The organism is Anaerobacillus alkalilacustris, from assembly GCF_001866005.1.
Lineage (GTDB): Bacteria > Bacillota > Bacilli > Bacillales > Anaerobacillaceae > Anaerobacillus > Anaerobacillus alkalilacustris.
Window position 1 is genome coordinate 174,326 of the sequence record NZ_MLQR01000027.1, and the last position, 17,060, is coordinate 191,385.

The 17,060-nt window shown below is 36.5% G+C and carries 16 protein-coding genes; 1 reads left to right on the forward strand and 15 read right to left on the reverse strand.

Going from position 1 to position 17,060, the window contains the following annotated elements; genetic code table 11:
• Window positions 1–456 precede the first annotated feature (456 nt).
• The 4 genes from BKP37_RS10285 to BKP37_RS10300 all read right to left on the reverse strand — a co-directional run bounded on the left by BKP37_RS10285 (window position 457) and on the right by BKP37_RS10300 (window position 4,057).
• On the reverse strand, window positions 457–735 hold the full coding sequence (locus tag BKP37_RS10285; protein WP_071309514.1) for a hypothetical protein: 279 nt from the start codon (window positions 733–735) through the stop codon (window positions 457–459).
• Window positions 736–896: 161 nt separating this feature from the next.
• Entirely contained in the window at window positions 897–1,214 is a 318-nt protein-coding gene (locus BKP37_RS10290) for a YerC/YecD family TrpR-related protein (protein ID WP_071309515.1), read from the reverse strand.
• A 19-nt stretch (window positions 1,215–1,233) separates the two neighbouring features.
• Entirely contained in the window at window positions 1,234–2,274 is a 1,041-nt protein-coding gene (locus BKP37_RS10295; protein ID WP_071309516.1) for a DUF3048 domain-containing protein, read from the reverse strand.
• Window positions 2,275–2,314: 40 nt separating this feature from the next.
• Entirely contained in the window at window positions 2,315–4,057 is a 1,743-nt protein-coding gene (locus BKP37_RS10300) for an adenine deaminase C-terminal domain-containing protein (RefSeq protein ID WP_071309517.1), read from the reverse strand.
• A gap of 218 nt (window positions 4,058–4,275) precedes the next feature.
• Here BKP37_RS10300 and BKP37_RS10305 point away from each other — a divergent pair, with 218 nt between their 5' ends.
• A complete protein-coding gene (locus BKP37_RS10305) occupies window positions 4,276–4,548 on the forward strand; it encodes a YgaP family membrane protein (protein WP_071309518.1) in 273 nt (90 codons plus the stop codon).
• Between the two features lie 133 nt (window positions 4,549–4,681).
• Here the strand turns inward: BKP37_RS10305 and purD are convergent, their stop codons facing one another.
• The 11 genes from purD to purK all read right to left on the reverse strand — a co-directional run bounded on the left by purD (window position 4,682) and on the right by purK (window position 17,060).
• Entirely contained in the window at window positions 4,682–5,950 is a 1,269-nt protein-coding gene (purD, locus tag BKP37_RS10310) for a phosphoribosylamine--glycine ligase (protein ID WP_071309519.1), read from the reverse strand.
• Window positions 5,951–6,016: 66 nt separating this feature from the next.
• Complete coding sequence (gene purH / locus BKP37_RS10315) at window positions 6,017–7,549, reverse strand: bifunctional phosphoribosylaminoimidazolecarboxamide formyltransferase/IMP cyclohydrolase (RefSeq protein ID WP_071309520.1); 1,533 nt, start codon at window positions 7,547–7,549, stop codon at window positions 6,017–6,019.
• 6 nt (window positions 7,550–7,555) lie between these two features.
• A complete protein-coding gene (gene purN / locus BKP37_RS10320; RefSeq protein WP_071309521.1) occupies window positions 7,556–8,143 on the reverse strand; it encodes a phosphoribosylglycinamide formyltransferase in 588 nt (195 codons plus the stop codon).
• Window positions 8,140–9,180 carry a phosphoribosylformylglycinamidine cyclo-ligase gene (gene purM, locus BKP37_RS10325; RefSeq protein WP_071309522.1) on the reverse strand — a complete coding sequence of 347 codons (1,041 nt, stop codon included), beginning with the start codon at window positions 9,178–9,180 and terminating at the stop codon, window positions 8,140–8,142. The genes purN and purM overlap by 4 nt, the downstream gene beginning before the upstream one ends.
• Before the next feature lie 116 nt (window positions 9,181–9,296).
• Window positions 9,297–10,718, reverse strand: coding sequence for an amidophosphoribosyltransferase (gene purF, locus BKP37_RS10330; protein WP_071309523.1), 1,422 nt, complete (start codon window positions 10,716–10,718; stop codon window positions 9,297–9,299).
• Window positions 10,703–12,919 carry a phosphoribosylformylglycinamidine synthase subunit PurL gene (purL, locus tag BKP37_RS10335; protein WP_071309524.1) on the reverse strand — a complete coding sequence of 739 codons (2,217 nt, stop codon included), beginning with the start codon at window positions 12,917–12,919 and terminating at the stop codon, window positions 10,703–10,705. The genes purF and purL overlap by 16 nt, the downstream gene beginning before the upstream one ends.
• Complete coding sequence (purQ, locus tag BKP37_RS10340; RefSeq protein ID WP_071309525.1) at window positions 12,903–13,586, reverse strand: phosphoribosylformylglycinamidine synthase subunit PurQ; 684 nt, start codon at window positions 13,584–13,586, stop codon at window positions 12,903–12,905. Before purQ ends, purL begins: the two co-directional genes overlap by 17 nt.
• Window positions 13,583–13,837, reverse strand: a complete 255-nt coding sequence (purS, locus tag BKP37_RS10345; RefSeq protein WP_071309526.1) for a phosphoribosylformylglycinamidine synthase subunit PurS — start codon at window positions 13,835–13,837, stop codon at window positions 13,583–13,585. Before purS ends, purQ begins: the two co-directional genes overlap by 4 nt.
• Window positions 13,830–14,549 carry a phosphoribosylaminoimidazolesuccinocarboxamide synthase gene (purC, locus tag BKP37_RS10350; RefSeq protein WP_071309527.1) on the reverse strand — a complete coding sequence of 240 codons (720 nt, stop codon included), beginning with the start codon at window positions 14,547–14,549 and terminating at the stop codon, window positions 13,830–13,832. The genes purS and purC overlap by 8 nt, the downstream gene beginning before the upstream one ends.
• A gap of 77 nt (window positions 14,550–14,626) precedes the next feature.
• Window positions 14,627–15,922, reverse strand: a complete 1,296-nt coding sequence (gene purB / locus BKP37_RS10355) for an adenylosuccinate lyase (protein WP_071309528.1) — start codon at window positions 15,920–15,922, stop codon at window positions 14,627–14,629.
• Between the two features lie 4 nt (window positions 15,923–15,926).
• Complete coding sequence (gene purK / locus BKP37_RS10360) at window positions 15,927–17,060, reverse strand: 5-(carboxyamino)imidazole ribonucleotide synthase (RefSeq protein WP_071309548.1); 1,134 nt, start codon at window positions 17,058–17,060, stop codon at window positions 15,927–15,929.

Sequence of the window (17,060 nt, forward strand, 5' to 3'; positions counted from 1 at the left end):
TCTTCAGTCAATCACATTTCCTCATTCGATTATTATAACAAAAAATACTTACACACTCATCATTCAAGAAATATTTTCAATTTAGGAATTTTCAAATAAAGAAATCACTTCATTTAAATATAGTAAAATTAATTTATCTTGTGAACTGTTCGTCACCTTAGTATGTATTTTTAGTGAACTTGTTTCAGCAAGCTGAAACATCGGAAAATCCCACCTACGCTACACATAGAGGTGGAGGTCTTTTACCCTAAAAAAAATTCAGATAAATTATCGTTAAATGAATTTTTTTCATAATATAGATTTCCCACGCTCAAAACTATACCTAGTCTTTAATTGCTTTATATCTTAAGTAAGTATTGTTTGATGGCAAAAACAAATGCGAAATTCACTCAGTTAAACAAAAGAAAAAAGGTGAGAGTTCAGCTGTTAGACCTAACTCCACCTTTTGTGGATGATTTAAATCCAAAATAAAGCAGCACCTAAGGCAAAACCTCCAATTGCAGCTAGTGCAACAGGCCATACAGGATAATAAGGATAAGGGTAAGGGTATGGATAGTAACCGGGGTAACCATAATAACCATAACCAAACCCTCTTACTCCTCTAGTCTCTGGCTGAATATACACGTATTGTTGATCTACATCAACAATTTTACCAACAAGAACCTTACCTGTTTTTTCATAAATCGTAACAACTTGACCTTTATTTTGACAGCATAGATCGTAATAACGACTCATTTACCCTCTCTCCTTTTTGTCCTACTTTATTATCATACTATGTAGTTGAGGATACTTTTGACTATGCTTACACACAAAGTTATTATGCAGATCAAAATAGTTTTTTGTTAAAACATCAAAAAGTCCGGCATTCGTTGTTTACAACAATACCGGACTTTTTCTTAATCATTATTCACTTGTTTTTTCATTTCGCTTTTAACTCTCTCTAGTGTCATTTCATAACCATCATTACCATAGTTTAGACAACGTTTTACTCTAGATATCGTTGCTGTACTTGCACCAGTTTCAGCTTCAATCTTTTGATATGTAAAGCCCTCACGAAGCATTCTAGCTACTTCTAAACGTTGAGCAAGTGATTGAATTTCATTAATTGTACAAAGGTCATCAAAAAATTGATAGCATTCCTCTAAGTCCTTAAGGCTTAGGATCGCTGAGAATAATTGATCTAACTCTTTTCCTCTTAATTTATCAATTTGCACTCTTCTTCACCCTCCCTAATTAGTCTGTTATGCTTACATTTTCATCTAAACGAGGAACAACATTTATCCACGTTTTTCCTTGGACGAAACCTAAACTTTTTTCATTTTGAAACGGTAAAATTTGTCCACCTTCGTTTTTCCATTCAACAACTTGATATACACCATTTTGAAGTAATAAGCCTTTTCCACCAGAGTAGATATCAATTTCTCTACGACCAACTTTATCAATTACTTTATGAGTCATCTCCACGATAAATAGATTATCAATTAAGACCGGATTTTCAGTCTCAAGATCGAGGCTCTGCTCTCCACCAATGATACGAATGTATTTATTATTCTCTTCATCGTATTTATATACTACATTATTGGAACTACTACCGTAATTGATTGCAACTTCCGAAGCCTCTTCTCCTTCAACAGCTATACCCTCTTCTAAAAATGGTAATGAAGGTACTTCATCTATCAAGGACCTATTTTTACGTTCTGCTGCTTTTATAAGGTCATCATAAGTTGTATACATGTTGTGTGGTGCTTTTCTAGCAGATGAACGATAAAAATAACTACCATCAAATTCCAACCCACTGATATAGTCTACTTGTCCACGTTCAAACATAGCAAACGCCTGCGGGCTTCCACCCGCAGAAACGTAAATACCATTATAACCATTGTTTAAGTTAATATAATAATCTCTCGCACTTCTAACCGGTCCAATAATTTCTGGTTTTTCACTATGATAGAATGCAAGTAAACGAGTTATTGTAGCTTCAGATAAAACTTCATACACCAAATCAGCTTGGTATAATCCCGATTGCGGTCTTGCAGCACGGGAATTTTCAATCATTACACCAAATACTCTATAATCGATATCGTCATCTGTAGCTACCCCAGTTAACGGGAAAGTATTTTGAGGTTCTTCCTTAATAGGCTCTGGTTCTGGTATATCAACAGTTTCTTCCGGAATAATTTCTGTTTCAACTGTACTTGAGTCTTCATCTTTATTACATCCGATTACAAATGCCATAATAACTAACAAAACCAATCCAAACATGAGCCTTTTCATACAAAAACCTTCCTTTTACTTTTTTCCTTACTTTTATAGTTTAACGCATAATCGAAGGAAAGAGTACAGTTTTCTTTTTCACATCGAAAATTCCCTTTTGTGTTACACGAATATAAGGTAAATGAGTTGAACTAAAAAATAAAAGACTATAAATCGGGTCATCAAAAAGATAACCTCTCTCTTTTAATGCATTCGTTAATTCTCTCTCTTCCTTTATTACTTCTTCCATTGGTTTAACGGACATTACTCCATATAAACCTAGTTCAACAGTATTAATAACTTCACCATTCTCAACTAAAACGATCCCACCTTGCTGCTTTTTCAACTCCTGAAATGCTAGTAGCATATCTTTCTTGTTTTTTCCAATGATAAATATATCTCCAGTATTGGAAAATGAGCTGGCAAATCCAGATACATGATTAGCAAAACCTTTTATCACTGTATTGATTAGCCAATTTCCTTTTTTATCAACCATCATAAAATAACATTCATAGCTATCATCAGGGATTTCCGTCTGGGTTACATCAGTAGCAATTTGATAAGGTTTTAGTATTACTGAATTCACCATTTCGATTCCTAGTGGCATAGAAAAATGCAAATTCTCTTCGGTTAATTCCCAATCTATTACTAGCGGATTAATATCATAGTCAGCCCACGAGAATTTTGTAACTGGATAACAATTAACTCCGTCCTTTTTCACCCATTGTCCTTTAGCCAGGACGGAAATAGGAAGAGGCTTATCCTTACTTTCCAATATATTTATATGTGCAATTCTCCCTGGGGCAATCATTCCTAAACTATCATCTAAATTATAATGTCTTGCTGCGTTATAAGTAGCCATCGCATAAGCTTCTGTATCTGGAATTCCTTTTTCTAATGCAATCTTTATTAATAGATCCATAACTCCTTGTTCATAAAAACTCGGTGTTGATCCATCAGTTGTCATTAAAACACGACTAAAGTCATCTAGACCAAGCTCTATTAATTCTTCAAGTAACTTTGGTAAGTCTGGACGTATTGATGAGTGACGTAACGAAGTCGTATACCCCATATCTAATCGCATTAATACTTCTTCACCAGTCATTGCTTCATGATCACTATTAACTCCTAAAAGAGCCATCTGAGTCAACGTTTTTTCAGAAGCTCCTGGAAAATGTCCTTCTATTGGTTTAGAATGCTTTTTAGTTTCTTGCATCCAGTGTAGAATGCCATCATCGCCATGCAATACTTTTGGCCATGAAGTAAGTTCTCCCCCCTGAACAACAAGTGGATGTTCTAGCCATGCTTTCATATTTGAGTAGGAAAAAACATTATCTTCCTGCACAAATTCTGTTTGCGCATCATATCTACACCACCACAACATTGTAGTAGGAAGTTCGTCTAGTTTCTCTATAAGTGTAAGCGCTTTCTTTTTGTCTGAATTTAAAAGCAGCATCAAGTTATCATTTACTAGTGTTGTCGTTCCTCTTACAGATGCATATTCAGCAAATGATTGGGGATTATATAACTGGAAGGGATGAGCATGATGTTCAATATATCCTGGAACAACAAAGCGATCACTACAGTCAATAATCTCAGTCTTATCTAATTTCACAGGCATTTCTTTACCCACATAAATAATACGATCTTCATACATCCAAATATTTGCATTTAACCATTTTTTTCTTGCATTATTTAAATACGTGGCATTTTTCAAAACAATAGTCGGTGCAACCTCACCACGAATGATTTGAAGCTGCTTACGTATTTGTTTTTTGGACCAACGTTCTAGTCTGTAAGCCATTTTTGTATCACCCAATTCGTTATTGTCTTTTATTTGAACTATAGTAAAAACTATGTGAAACTTTTCACGGAAAAAGACTCTCTAGTTTTTCTTATGCTTGTTATTTTAACTTTTGATAAATTTTGTTTCTACTATCGTAACATATTTTTTATATTTAGCACATTAAAGTTTTTTTACAAAATAAATAAAATTTAACAAAAGAAGGAAGGTGACATTTCATGAAAAAAGTTACACCTAACATTGGATTAATTAACGGATTGATACGAATTACTTGCGGATTTACAATGCTAGCTTGGGGAACATCAAAATTAGTAAAACGTCCTTTTAGTAATACTCCATTATTGGTAATTATGATGGGGGCTTTAAAAGTTGCAGAAGGAATGACCCGTTTTTGTCCATTAACATATTTTTTTGAAGAAAGAATAGAAGAAATGACAAACGAGCATGAAAAAAACGACAAACAATACGACAACTTGATTAATCCTAGTTAAAAGGAGGTTTTTGTGGACAGTGTTCTTAAACTCAGATTATCACTGTTTTTTACAGCTGATAGCGGAACTGTTGCCACTTAAGCATACCAAAACAAAAAATGCTGACTCATAAATCTCGAGTCAGCATTTTTTGTTATTTTTTCATTGTCTTAATCGCTTTGCTGCCAATATCTTTACGATAAAACAAAGCATCTGATTGAATATGAACTAATTCTTTATAAACGGCTTTTTGTGCTTCAAGTAGGTCACGATCGGCTCTTGCAAGTAATAATACTCGTCCACCGTTAGTAACAAAGTCTCCATCAACTTTCTTTGTACCAGCGTGGAAAGTCAATGTTTCCTTTTCTAACTGGTCTAAACCAGTAAACTTATTACCTTTTTCATAGCTACCAGGGTAACCTTTTGATGCTAAAACAACACCAACAACAGCGTTATCAGACCAAGTTAGCTCTACTTTTTCTTCATTTAGTAACGCCAGTAATACATCAACAAGATCATTTTCTAATCTTGGTAAAACAACCTGAGTTTCAGGATCACCAAAACGAGCATTAAATTCAATTACTTTTGCTCCGTTGCTTGTCATCATTAATCCAGCATAAAGAATTCCTGTGAACAATCTACCTTCTTGTTTCATTGCTTTTGCCATAGGAATAAGAATCTTCTCAACCGCATCATCAACATCGTTTTGGCTGAATTGAGGAACTGGGGAATATGCGCCCATCCCTCCTGTGTTAGGTCCCTCATCTCCATCAAATACACGCTTATGGTCTTGAGCTCCTACCATTGGAATAACGACTTCATCATGAACAAAAGCCATTAAAGACAGTTCTTCTCCTGCTAAATATTCTTCGATAACAACTTTTTTTCCAGCGTCACCGAATGCGTCTTTTTGCAACATGTTTTCAAGAGCAGAAATGGCTTCTTCGTTTGTCATAGCAACAACGACACCTTTACCTGCCGCTAATCCATCGGCTTTAATAACAATTGGCGCGCCTTTTTCTTCCACATAAGCTTTAGCATCTTCAAAATTTGTAAATGTTTCAAAGAAACCAGTTGGAATATCATATTTTTTCATGATTTCTTTAGCAAAAGATTTACTACCTTCAATAAGAGCCGCTTCTTTTCTTGGTCCGAAGGCAAGTAGACCATTTTCTTGCAAATCATTTACAAGTCCGTTCAATAAAGGTACTTCCGGTCCTACAATCGTTAAGTCAATTTTTTCTTGCTTGGCAAAATCGATAATTGCCGTATGATCATTTTCAGAAATAGGAACGAGCTTTGCAACATCAGTCATTCCATCATTACCCGGAGCAACAAACACTTGCTCTACCTTTTTACTTTGAGCAACTTTCCACGCAATTGCGTGCTCACGACCGCCGCTACCGATAACTAAAATTTTCAAACTGTTTCCCACCTTTTTATTGATGTAAAATGTTTTAGTTACGTAATAAAAGTAACTTTAAACATTCTAGTGTTTAAAGTGTCTTACTCCTGTAAATACCATAGCTATTCCTAATTCATCAGCTTTTTTAATCGAATCTTCATCACGAATCGAACCGCCTGGTTGGATAATCGCAGTTACACCAGCTAAACCTGCAGCTTCAACTGTATCATTCATTGGGAAGAAGGCATCAGATCCCATAACGGAACCACTTGCATTTTCTGCGGCTTGCTCAATCGCGATTTTTGCAGAACCTACACGGTTCATTTGCCCAGCTCCAACTCCTACAGTCATATCGTCTTTAACTAAAACAATCGCGTTAGATTTCACATGTTTAACTACTTTCCATGCCATTTTTAATGCTGCCCATTCAGCTTCTGTTGGTTCACGCTTGGTAGGAACTGTTACATTTGCTTGTTCTAAACCGAATGTATCTTCATCTTGAACGAGAAGACCACCGTGAATTGACGTTAAACGCTTTTCCACTTTTGCTTCAGTTGTAATAGGTAAAGTTAATAAACGTAAATTTTTCTTTGAAGTTAAAATTTCTAACGCTTCTTCGCTAAATGAAGGTGCAATAATAATTTCTAAGAAGATTTCTTTCATTTTTAGTGCTGTATTTGCATCCACTTCTCGGTTAAGAGCAACAATACCACCGAAAATTGAAACAGGATCAGCAGAATAAGCTTTATCATAAGCTTGTTCAATTGTATCACCTACACCAACACCACATGGATTCATGTGCTTTATTGCTACAACAGCTGGTTCAGTAAATTCTTTTACTAATGCTAATGCTGCGTCTGCATCATTAATATTATTGTATGAAAGCTCTTTACCATGTAATTGAGTTGCCTTAGCGATTGAACTTTCTGCTCCTAATGGCTTTTTGTAAAAAGAAGCTTTTTGGTGTGGATTTTCTCCGTAACGTAAATCTTGTTTTTTCTCAAAAGTTACTGTTAAAGACTCTGGTGATTCTTCCTTAACTTCATTCGTTAAATATTCAGCAATCACAGCGTCATAAGAAGCGGTATGACGGAATACTTTCGCAGCAAGTCGGGCACGAGTTTCGTTATTTACTGAACCTTCTTCTTTTACTTGATTAATAACTGTTTCATAATCTGTAGGATCAACAACAACTGTAACGTGCTTATGATTTTTGGCAGCTGCACGAAGCATACTTGGACCACCAATATCAATATTTTCAATGGCATCAGCAAATGTTACATCTGGCTTAGCAATCGTCGCTTGGAACGGGTATAGATTGACAACAACTAAATCAATTGGCTGAATGTTGTGCTTTTCTAATTGACTTAAGTGATCAGCACTTTCTCTCATCGCCAGTAAACCACCGTGAATATTTGGGTGTAACGTTTTAACACGACCATCTAAGATTTCTGGAAATCCAGTAACATCAGAAATACCAATAACAGGGATTCCAGCTTCTTGGATTGCCTTCTTTGTTCCACCTGTGGAAATAATCTCTACTCCAAGCTCGACTAATTGTTTAGCAAAAGGGACAATCCCTTCTTTATTTGACACACTAATTAGGGCACGTTTCATTTGTTGTTAAACCTCTCTTTCGACTTTCTGTTTATTTAATACATTTTCCAATACTTCAGGGTAAAGCTTATGTTCAACTGTTTGAATTTTCGAACGAACTTCTTCAATAGAATCATTTTCTTCAATGAAAACTGGTGCTTGAGCAATAATTGGACCTGTATCCATTCCTTCATCTACGAAATGAATTGTTACACCCGTTACTTTTACTTTGGCATCATAGGCTTGTCCAATCGCATCTTTTCCAGGAAAAGACGGAAGCAACGAAGGGTGGATATTAATAATTCTGCCTTCATAAGCTTTTAGTAACGTTGGACCGATTAGTCTCATGTAACCAGCTAGAGCAATCCACTCAACATTTAAAGCTTGCAATTTATTTAAAATTTCATTTTCAAAGGCTTCTTTATTCTCATAGTTTTTCGGAAGAAATTGAAAAACTTCAATATTATGCTTTTCTGCTCTTTCAATAGCTAACGCATTAGGTTTGTCACAGACGAGTAAAGCAATCTCTGCTTTCAAATGTCCACTTAAAGTAGCATCGATAATGGCTTGAAAATTCGTACCACTTCCTGATGCAAAAACAGCTATCTTTCTCATTCTGCTAATCCTCCAATGTGAACTCCCTCTTCCTTACAGACACGACCAATAATATATGCTTTTTCTCCTAGGTTCTCAAGCTCTTTAATAGCAGATACAGCTTCCTCTTCAGAGACAACCATAACCATTCCAATTCCCATGTTAAAAGTTGAGAACATGTCTTTAAAAGTAATCTCGCCTTTTTCTTTCACTAGGTCAAAAATCGGTTGAATTGGCCATGACCCATAGTCAATCTCTGCCCCTAAACCAGAAGGTAAGGTTCTAGGTATATTCTCATAAAAACCACCACCAGTAATATGAGAAAGACCTTTTAAATTAAACTTTTTAAGTACTTCTAAAATTGGCTTCACATAAATTCGTGTTGGTGTTAACAGTTCTTCACCTAATGACTTTTCAAGGTTACCATATTGCTCTTGTAAATCTAAGTTACTTTCTTCTAAAAGTACTTTCCTCACTAAAGAAAAACCGTTACTATGTAGGCCATTAGAAGAAAGTCCTACAATAACGTCACCTTCGTTAATCTTTTCGCCTGTTAATAATTTTGATTTATCTACAATACCTACAGAAAAACCTGCAAGGTCATACTCATCATTACCGTAAAGACCTGGCATTTCAGCTGTTTCGCCACCAATAAGAGCACACCCTGCTTGCTCACAACCATCTGCAATGCCTTTTACGATTGCTTCAATCTTTACTGGTTCAGCCTTCCCACAAGCAATATAATCTAGAAAGTAAAGTGGTTCAGCCCCTTGAACAACGATGTCATTCACGCACATTGCTACTGCATCGATTCCAATTGTGTCATGTTTGTCAAGCATAAATGCTAGCATTAATTTCGTTCCTACACCGTCTGTACCAGATACTAAAACAGGTTCGTTTAAATGCTTAAAACTAGTAAGGTTAAACATCGCTCCAAAAGAACCTAAACCACCTAAAACTTCAGGACGGATTGTCTTTTTCACATGCTTTTTCATACGTTCCACAGCTTCATATCCTGCTTCAATATCTACTCCTGCTCGTTTATATGCACTAGACATAGTTACCTCCAAGTTAAATGTAAATGGAGAATGTAGAATTGGGCTGAGAAGCGCATCAATACCTTTCTCAACCCTATTCATTCTAAACTCTACATTCAATAATCTATATTTTTAAATTAGCATTTCACTAATTTTGTTTCTTCATTTTTGTTTCCACGATAGATCTCAGTAGGATACTTTCCTGTAAAGCAAGCGAGACACTGACCGTTGTTAACTTGATCAGTACTTCTACCTACTCCTTTCAATAAACCTTCTACACTTAAGAAAGCGAGGGTATCCGCACCAATTTCTTGTCTGATTTGTTCAATGCTGTGTGAAGATGCGATAAGTTCAGACGTTGTTGACGTATCAATTCCATAATAACAAGGATTTGTAATTGGTGGTGAACTAATACGAACATGAACTTCTGTTGCACCAGCTTCTCTTAACAAGGTAACGATCCTTCTACTTGTCGTACCACGTACTATAGAATCGTCAATCATTACCACACGTTTTCCTTCTACAACACCACGTACTGCAGAAAGCTTCATTTTCACACCTTGTTCACGAAGTTCCTGTGAAGGTTGAATGAACGTTCTACCTACGTAACGATTTTTAATTAAACCTAACTCATACGGAATACCTGACTTTTCAGCATAACCTATCGCTGCTGAAATACTTGAGTCAGGGACTCCAGTAACAACATCTGCTTCTACAGGAAATTCTATAGCCAGTTGCTTACCTAGACTTTTCCTAGCACTATGAACATTAATTTCATCTACATTGCTATCAGGTCGAGCAAAATATACGTACTCCATGCTGCAGATTGTGCGGTGAATCGGTTCTGCAAAGCGTTCCGAACGAAGACCTTCTTCATTTATAATGATTAATTCTCCTGGCTTTACTTCCCGTTCAAATGTAGCTCCCACAACATCAAAAGCACATGTTTCTGACGCAAATACATAAGCTTCTCCTAAACGGCCGATGGAAAGTGGGCGCAGTCCATTCGGGTCGAGAGCAACCATTAATTGATTTTCAGTCATAACCATGAAAGCAAAAGCACCTTCAATTTGTTTTAGAGCATTTTTCATTCTCTCATCAAGCGGTAAATCACTGCTACGTCTAATTAAATGTGCTAGTACTTCTGTATCTGAAGTCGTTTGAAATATACTTCCTTGTTCTTCAAGTTGAAGTTTTAACTTATTTGCATTTACTAAATTTCCATTATGAGCTAATGCTAAACTGCCTGTTTGCGATTTAAATAATAAGGGTTGAGTATTAGCCAAGCCACCACCACCAGCAGTGGAGTAACGGACATGACCAATTGCACCCTTCCCATGTAACGTCTCAATTTCTCCTTTAGAGAACACTTCGGTTACTAGTCCAAGACCTTTATGGATATTTATAGTTTCACCATCAGTAACAACGATTCCAGTTCCTTCTTGGCCACGATGTTGAAGGCTGTGCAATCCATAGTATGTTATTTGTGCAGCATCAGGATGTCCCCATACTCCAAAGACTCCACACTCTTCATTAAGACCTTTTATTTCAGCAAACATGGAATAGCTCCTTTCCAAGCCTCTTGCAATTCTTTTGTTGCAGCTTGAATAACAGGTTCACCACTATCATTTACAATTGTAAGACCTGATTCAACTACTTCACCGATGCAAGTTGCATTTACTAAGCGTTCAAATTCTGCTTTTTTATCTTTTGAAACAGAAACAACAAAACGACTTTGGCTCTCTGCAAATAGTGCTGTTACAGCCTCACCGCTAATTGAAACTTTAGCACCAACATTTCCGTCCATCATACATTCAGCAACTGCCACAGCAAGACCACCTTCAGCAACATCATGAGCTGATGCAACTACACCTGAACGAATGGCCGTTAATAACTGTTGTTGGCGTTCTTTTTCAACGTCTAAATCAATACTTGGAGACTTACCAGAAATCTCACCTTCTAGTAGTTTTTGTAGCTCGCTTCCACCAAATTCAGGTTTCGTTTCACCAATTAAGTAAATAAGGTCTCCTACATTTTTAAAGCTTTGTGTTGTAATGTAATCTAAATGATCAATAAGACCTACCATACCAATAACTGGAGTTGGATAAACAGCTACTCCACTTCTTTCATTATAAAGAGAAACATTTCCACCGATAACAGGTGTTTCAAGAACACGACATGCTTCACTTAATCCGTCAGTAGACTTTTCAAGTTGCCAGAAAATCTCAGGTTTTTCTGGATTACCATAATTTAAACAGTCTGTTACACCAAGAGGAGTTGCCCCAGAACAAACAAGGTTTCTAGCTGCCTCAGCGATTGCAATTTTCCCACCCATTTCAGGATCTAGATATAAATAACGAGAATTACAATCAGTCGTCATTGCTAGTGCTTTATTTGTATCACGAATACGAAGTACTGCCGCATCAGAACCTGGCGATACAACTGTATTAGTACGAACCATATAATCATATTGGTCATAAACCCATTCTTTACTAGCGATTGTCGGTTGAGCCAATAAGCTTAATAACGTTTCTTTCACGTCATTTACTTTTGGTACAACCTCTTCTTGTTGTTGGAACTTTCGGAAATATTCAGGTTCACGTGATGGTTTATGATACACTGGTGCATCTTCTGCTAATGCATCTACTGGTACTTCAGCCGCGACCTCACCTTTAAAAATTAGACGAAGCTTTTTATCATCAGTTACTTTACCAACAATTTTAGATAATAAGCCCCAGCGATCAAAAATTTCTTGAATTTCTGCTTCACGGCCTTTTTTTACAACAATTAACATACGCTCTTGGGATTCTGACAACATCATCTCATATGGAGTCATTCCTAATTCACGTTGTGGAACTTCATCTAAGTTTAATTCAATCCCAGATCCTGCCTTACTCGCCATTTCTGCTGAAGAAGAAGTAAGCCCAGCGGCCCCCATGTCTTGAATACCTACTAATGCATCTGACTTAATTAGGTCAAGGCAAGCCTCAAGAAGAAGTTTTTCCATAAAAGGATCTCCAACTTGAACTGCTGGACGCTTTGCATCTGAATCTTCATCTAATTCTTCAGAAGCAAACGTTGCACCATGAATACCATCACGACCAGTACTTGCGCCAACGTACATAACTGAGTTTCCAACACCTTTTGCTTGACCCTTTTGAATATCTTTATGATCAATTAAACCAACACACATTGCATTTACTAGTGGATTTCCTTCATAACAAGGATCAAATTGAACTTCTCCACCAACAGTTGGGATACCGATACAGTTACCGTAGCCAGCAATTCCAGCTACTACTTCTTCAAACAAATACTTAACCTTCGGAGTTTTTAACTCACCGAAGCGAAGTGAATTTAATAAAGCAATTGGACGGGCACCCATTGAGAAAACGTCACGAATAATTCCCCCCACACCAGTTGCTGCACCTTGATATGGTTCAATCGCTGATGGATGGTTATGACTCTCAATTTTGAAAACTACGGCTTGATCATCGTTAATATCGATGATACCCGCTCCTTCTCCTGGCCCTTGAAGTACTCTCTCTCCAGTGATAGGGAATTTCTTTAGTAATACTTTTGAATTCTTATAAGAACAGTGTTCACTCCACATAACAGAAAACAATCCAGTTTCTGTCCAATTCGGAAGGCGACCAAGAATTTTTTCAACTAATTGAAACTCATCATCATTTAAGCCCATGTCGGCATAGAGACGTTTTTCTTTAATCATTTCTGCTGTTGGTTCTTTAAACGTTAAGGACATGTGCTTCCCTCCAGTTTCTTAAAATTGATTTAAATAAGTTCAGACCATCGGCGCTACCAATTAATTGATCTACAGCGCGTTCAGGGTGAGGCATCATACCAAGAACATTACCTTTTTCGTTCGTAATTCCTGCAATGTCATTAATAGATCCATTAAAGTTGTTTTTATAACGGAATACAATTTGATTGTTAGCTTCTAAAGCTTTTAACGTTTCATCATCACAGTAATAATTCCCTTCACCATGAGCAACAGGAATAACAATCTCTTGTTTATTTTCATATCCAGAAGTAAACATCGTTTCATTATTTTCAACAACAAGAGTAGCAGGACGACAGATAAACTTAAGGTTTTTATTACGAATCAATGCACCAGGTAGTAAACCTGATTCGACAAGAACTTGAAATCCATTACAAACTCCTAGTACTGGCTTTCCTGCTTCAGCTGCTTTTTTCACTGACTCCATTACGTTTGAAAAGTGAGCAATCGCTCCACAACGAAGATAATCTCCATATGAGAAACCACCAGGTAGAAGAATAGCATCAAATCGATCTAAATCCGTTTCAGAATGCCAAACATACTCTACTTCTTCTCCAAGTTCATCACGAATAGCATGGTACATATCTACATCACAGTTTGACCCTGGAAAAACGATACATGCAAATCTCATGAAGGAATAACCTCCTCAATTTCATAACGATAATCTTCAATAACTGTATTAGCTAATAGCTTCTCACACATTTCTTTAACACGAGCATCAACATCTTTTTCATTTTTCTTTAATGTTAACTCCATATACTTACCGATACGTACATCTTGTACTTCGTCATACGTAAGAGCATGAAGCGATGTTGTTACAGCACTTCCTTGTGGATCGAGAACACTTTCTCTTAACGTGATAAAAACCTTTACTTTAAACATTTGATGTTCCTCCTAGTCTTGTTAAAATTTCTTCATATCCTTCTGTTAAGCTGCCAAGGTTTCGTCGAAATAAATCTTTATCAAACTTTTGGTTTGTCTCCATATCCCACAGACGACATGTGTCGGGAGAAATTTCATCAGCTAGTAAAACCTCTCCACTCTCTGTAACTCCAAATTCTAATTTAAAATCGACTAACCGAACATTTATTTCCTTAAATAACTCTAATAAAAACTCATTAACCTTTAGTGCGTTAGTTTTCATGATCTCTAATTGTTCTGGGGATGCTATATCTAATAGACGGATATGATCTTCATTTATTAGAGGATCACCAAGCGCGTCATCTTTATAGTACAGTTCTACAATAGTTGTATTTAATTGAATGCCTTCCTCTAAACCAAGTCTCTTTGAAAGGCTTCCAGCTGCTACATTACGAACAACTACTTCAAGCGGAATGATCGTTACTTTACGCACTAGCTGCTCAGTATCTGATAGATTTTCAATAAAATGGTTATTAATTCCCGCTTCCTTTAAGCTTTGAAAGATTTGGGAAGTAATTAGATTATTCAATCTAGATTTACCAGCAATTTTATCCTTTTTTTCCCCATTAAAAGCAGTGGCATCGTCTTTGTATTCTATCCACAAAACATCTTGATCATCGGTTTGATAAATCTTTTTTGCTTTGCCTTCGTATAAAAGCCCATTTTTATTCACGTTTCGCCCTCCAAAATCTTGGTTTAGAGTGCAGAACACTTAACATTTAAGACCGTTCTACACTCTTCAATTGTAAATTACTTCAATCCTACTCTTTCAAAAATTGTATCTACATGTTTTAAGTGGTGATTATAGTCGAAACAATCGTTAATCTCTTCTTCACTTAGTAAAGATGTAATTTTTTCATCTGCTTGTACAAGTTCACGGAATTGAACTCCACGCTCCCAAGCTTCCATTGCCTTTGGTTGTACTAAGTCGTAAGCTTCTTCACGAACCATTCCCTTATCAATAAGAGATAAAAGAACACGTTGAGAGTAGATTAATCCGTATGTTCTCGTCATATTACGCTTCATATTTTCTGGGAATACCGTTAAGTTTTTCACGATATTTCCGAAGCGATTTAACATATAGTTTAGGGCGATTGTTGCATCTGGAATGATAATTCTTTCTGCTGAAGAATGAGAAATATCTCTTTCATGCCAAAGTGCAACATTTTCATAGGCAGTAACCATATGGCCACGTAAAACACGAGCTAGTCCAGTCATATTTTCAGAACCGATCGGGTTACGCTTATGAGGCATTGCTGAAGATCCTTTTTGACCTTTAGCAAAGAACTCTTCGACTTCACGCGTTTCACTTTTTTGAAGACCTCGAATTTCTACAGCCATTTTTTCAATTGAAGCACCAATTAAAGCGAGTGTCCCGATATAGTTAGCATGACGATCACGCTGTAGGGTTTGTGTAGAAACTGAAGCACGCTCAAGCCCTAAATTTTCACAAACATATTGCTCAACGAAAGGATCAATGTTTGCATACGTACCAACAGCTCCAGAAATCTTTCCTACACGTACACCTTCTGCAGCTTGCTTAAATCTTTCTAGGTTACGTTTCATTTCTTCATACCATAAAGCAAGCTTTAATCCGAACGTTGTAGGTTCAGCATGAACACCATGAGTACGTCCCATCATTACGGTGTCTTTATGTTCAATTGCTTTATTTTTTAAAATCTCAATAAAGTTTTTAATATCATTTTCTAAAATTTCATTTGCTTGCTTTAATAAATATGAAATAGCCGTGTCAACAACATCTGTTGAAGTTAAGCCGTAATGAACCCACTTTCTTTCTTCACCGAGCGTTTCTGAGACCGCTCTGGTAAAAGCTACAACATCATGTCTTGTTTCTTCTTCTATTTCTAAAATACGTTTAATATCAAAGGAAGCATTTTCTCTAATTTTTTTTACATCTTCCTTTGGGATGTCTCCTAATTCAGCCCAAGCCTCACAAGCCACGATTTCTACCTCTAACCAAGCTTTAAAACGATTTTCATCTGTCCAAATCGCTCCCATTTCCGGTCTCGTATAACGTTCAATCATTTGTTTAAACCCCCATCTTTTCTTCATTCCAAATTTGTAATGCTTCTACTATTTTCATTGCTTCATCTATAGTAGTGCCAAGCACTGTTAAATGTCCCATCTTTCTTCCTTGCTTTGCTTCTTCTTTTCCGTAAAGGTGAAGATGACATTGCTCCATGTTTGGTACACTTTGTAGTACTTGTGGTATATGTTCCCCTAATATATTAACCATAACAGCCGGCTTAAGTAAATTTGTATTACCTAAAGGCCAGTTACAGATTGCTCGTATGTGTTGATCAAATTGGGACGTTTCACAAGCATTGATTGTGTAATGCCCTGAATTGTGCGGTCTAGGTGCCAATTCATTAACATAAATTTCTCCTGTAGGTGTTAAAAACATTTCTACAGCCAAAGTTCCTACTAGTTCAAAGCTTCGTGCTAAATGAAGCGCAACCTGTTCGGCTTTACCGATCGTTTCTTCAGTAACTCGAGCAGGAACAATTGACATATGCAAAATATTATTTTCATGAATATTTTCAGTGACAGGAAAAGTTTTTGATTCCCCCGCTTTATTTCTAGATACAATTACAGATAACTCTTTTTCAAAAGTAATCCATTTTTCTAAAACGAGTTCACCGCGAGTAGATAACTCTTTATATGCTTTTTCAATATCCTCAGTTTTTCTAATGACAAATTGTCCTTTTCCGTCATATCCACCTCTGCAAGTTTTCAAAACGGCAGGTATACCTAACTTCTTAACGCCCTCTAATAAATCTTCCTTTGTCATAATTAGATGGTACGGAGCAACTTTAACTCCGGTTGCTTCAATTGCTTTTTTTTCTTTACCACGGTGTTGTGTAGTTGAAAGTAAGTTACTTCCTTGAGGCAAATTTCCATTTTGTTCAAGCCAATTAGCCGTGTAGCTATCTATATTTTCGAATTCATATGTTAATACATCACAGTTATCTAAGAGCTGTTTTGCCCCAGCTAAATCATCATAAGCAGTTAAAATTTCAAGGTCAGAGATTTGTCCGCATGGAGAATTTTCATTTGGCTCAAGTACGGCTATTCCATACCCCATCTCTCGCGCTGAGATTGCCATCATTCTTCCTAACTGCCCGCCACCTAAAATACCAATTGTACTTCCGGGTAAGATCAT

Excerpts from the sequence above, each read along its gene's own strand:
- BKP37_RS10305 (WP_071309518.1), top strand. The coding sequence starts at position 4,276 with ATGAAAAAAGTTACACCTAACATTGGATTAATTAACGGATTGATACGA.
- purH (WP_071309520.1), bottom strand. The coding sequence starts at position 7,549 with ATGAAACGTGCCCTAATTAGTGTGTCAAATAAAGAAGGGATTGTCCCT.
- BKP37_RS10295 (WP_071309516.1), bottom strand. The coding sequence starts at position 2,274 with ATGAAAAGGCTCATGTTTGGATTGGTTTTGTTAGTTATTATGGCATTT.
- purS (WP_071309526.1), bottom strand. The coding sequence starts at position 13,837 with ATGTTTAAAGTAAAGGTTTTTATCACGTTAAGAGAAAGTGTTCTCGAT.
- BKP37_RS10300 (WP_071309517.1), bottom strand. The coding sequence starts at position 4,057 with ATGGCTTACAGACTAGAACGTTGGTCCAAAAAACAAATACGTAAGCAG.
- purB (WP_071309528.1), bottom strand. The coding sequence starts at position 15,922 with ATGATTGAACGTTATACGAGACCGGAAATGGGAGCGATTTGGACAGAT.
- purQ (WP_071309525.1), bottom strand. The coding sequence starts at position 13,586 with ATGAGATTTGCATGTATCGTTTTTCCAGGGTCAAACTGTGATGTAGAT.
- purM (WP_071309522.1), bottom strand. The coding sequence starts at position 9,180 with ATGTCTAGTGCATATAAACGAGCAGGAGTAGATATTGAAGCAGGATAT.
- purF (WP_071309523.1), bottom strand. The coding sequence starts at position 10,718 with ATGTTTGCTGAAATAAAAGGTCTTAATGAAGAGTGTGGAGTCTTTGGA.
- purK (WP_071309548.1), bottom strand. The coding sequence starts at position 17,060 with ATGATCTTACCCGGAAGTACAATTGGTATTTTAGGTGGCGGGCAGTTA.
- BKP37_RS10285 (WP_071309514.1), bottom strand. The coding sequence starts at position 735 with ATGAGTCGTTATTACGATCTATGCTGTCAAAATAAAGGTCAAGTTGTT.
- purL (WP_071309524.1), bottom strand. The coding sequence starts at position 12,919 with ATGTCCTTAACGTTTAAAGAACCAACAGCAGAAATGATTAAAGAAAAA.
- purN (WP_071309521.1), bottom strand. The coding sequence starts at position 8,143 with ATGAGAAAGATAGCTGTTTTTGCATCAGGAAGTGGTACGAATTTTCAA.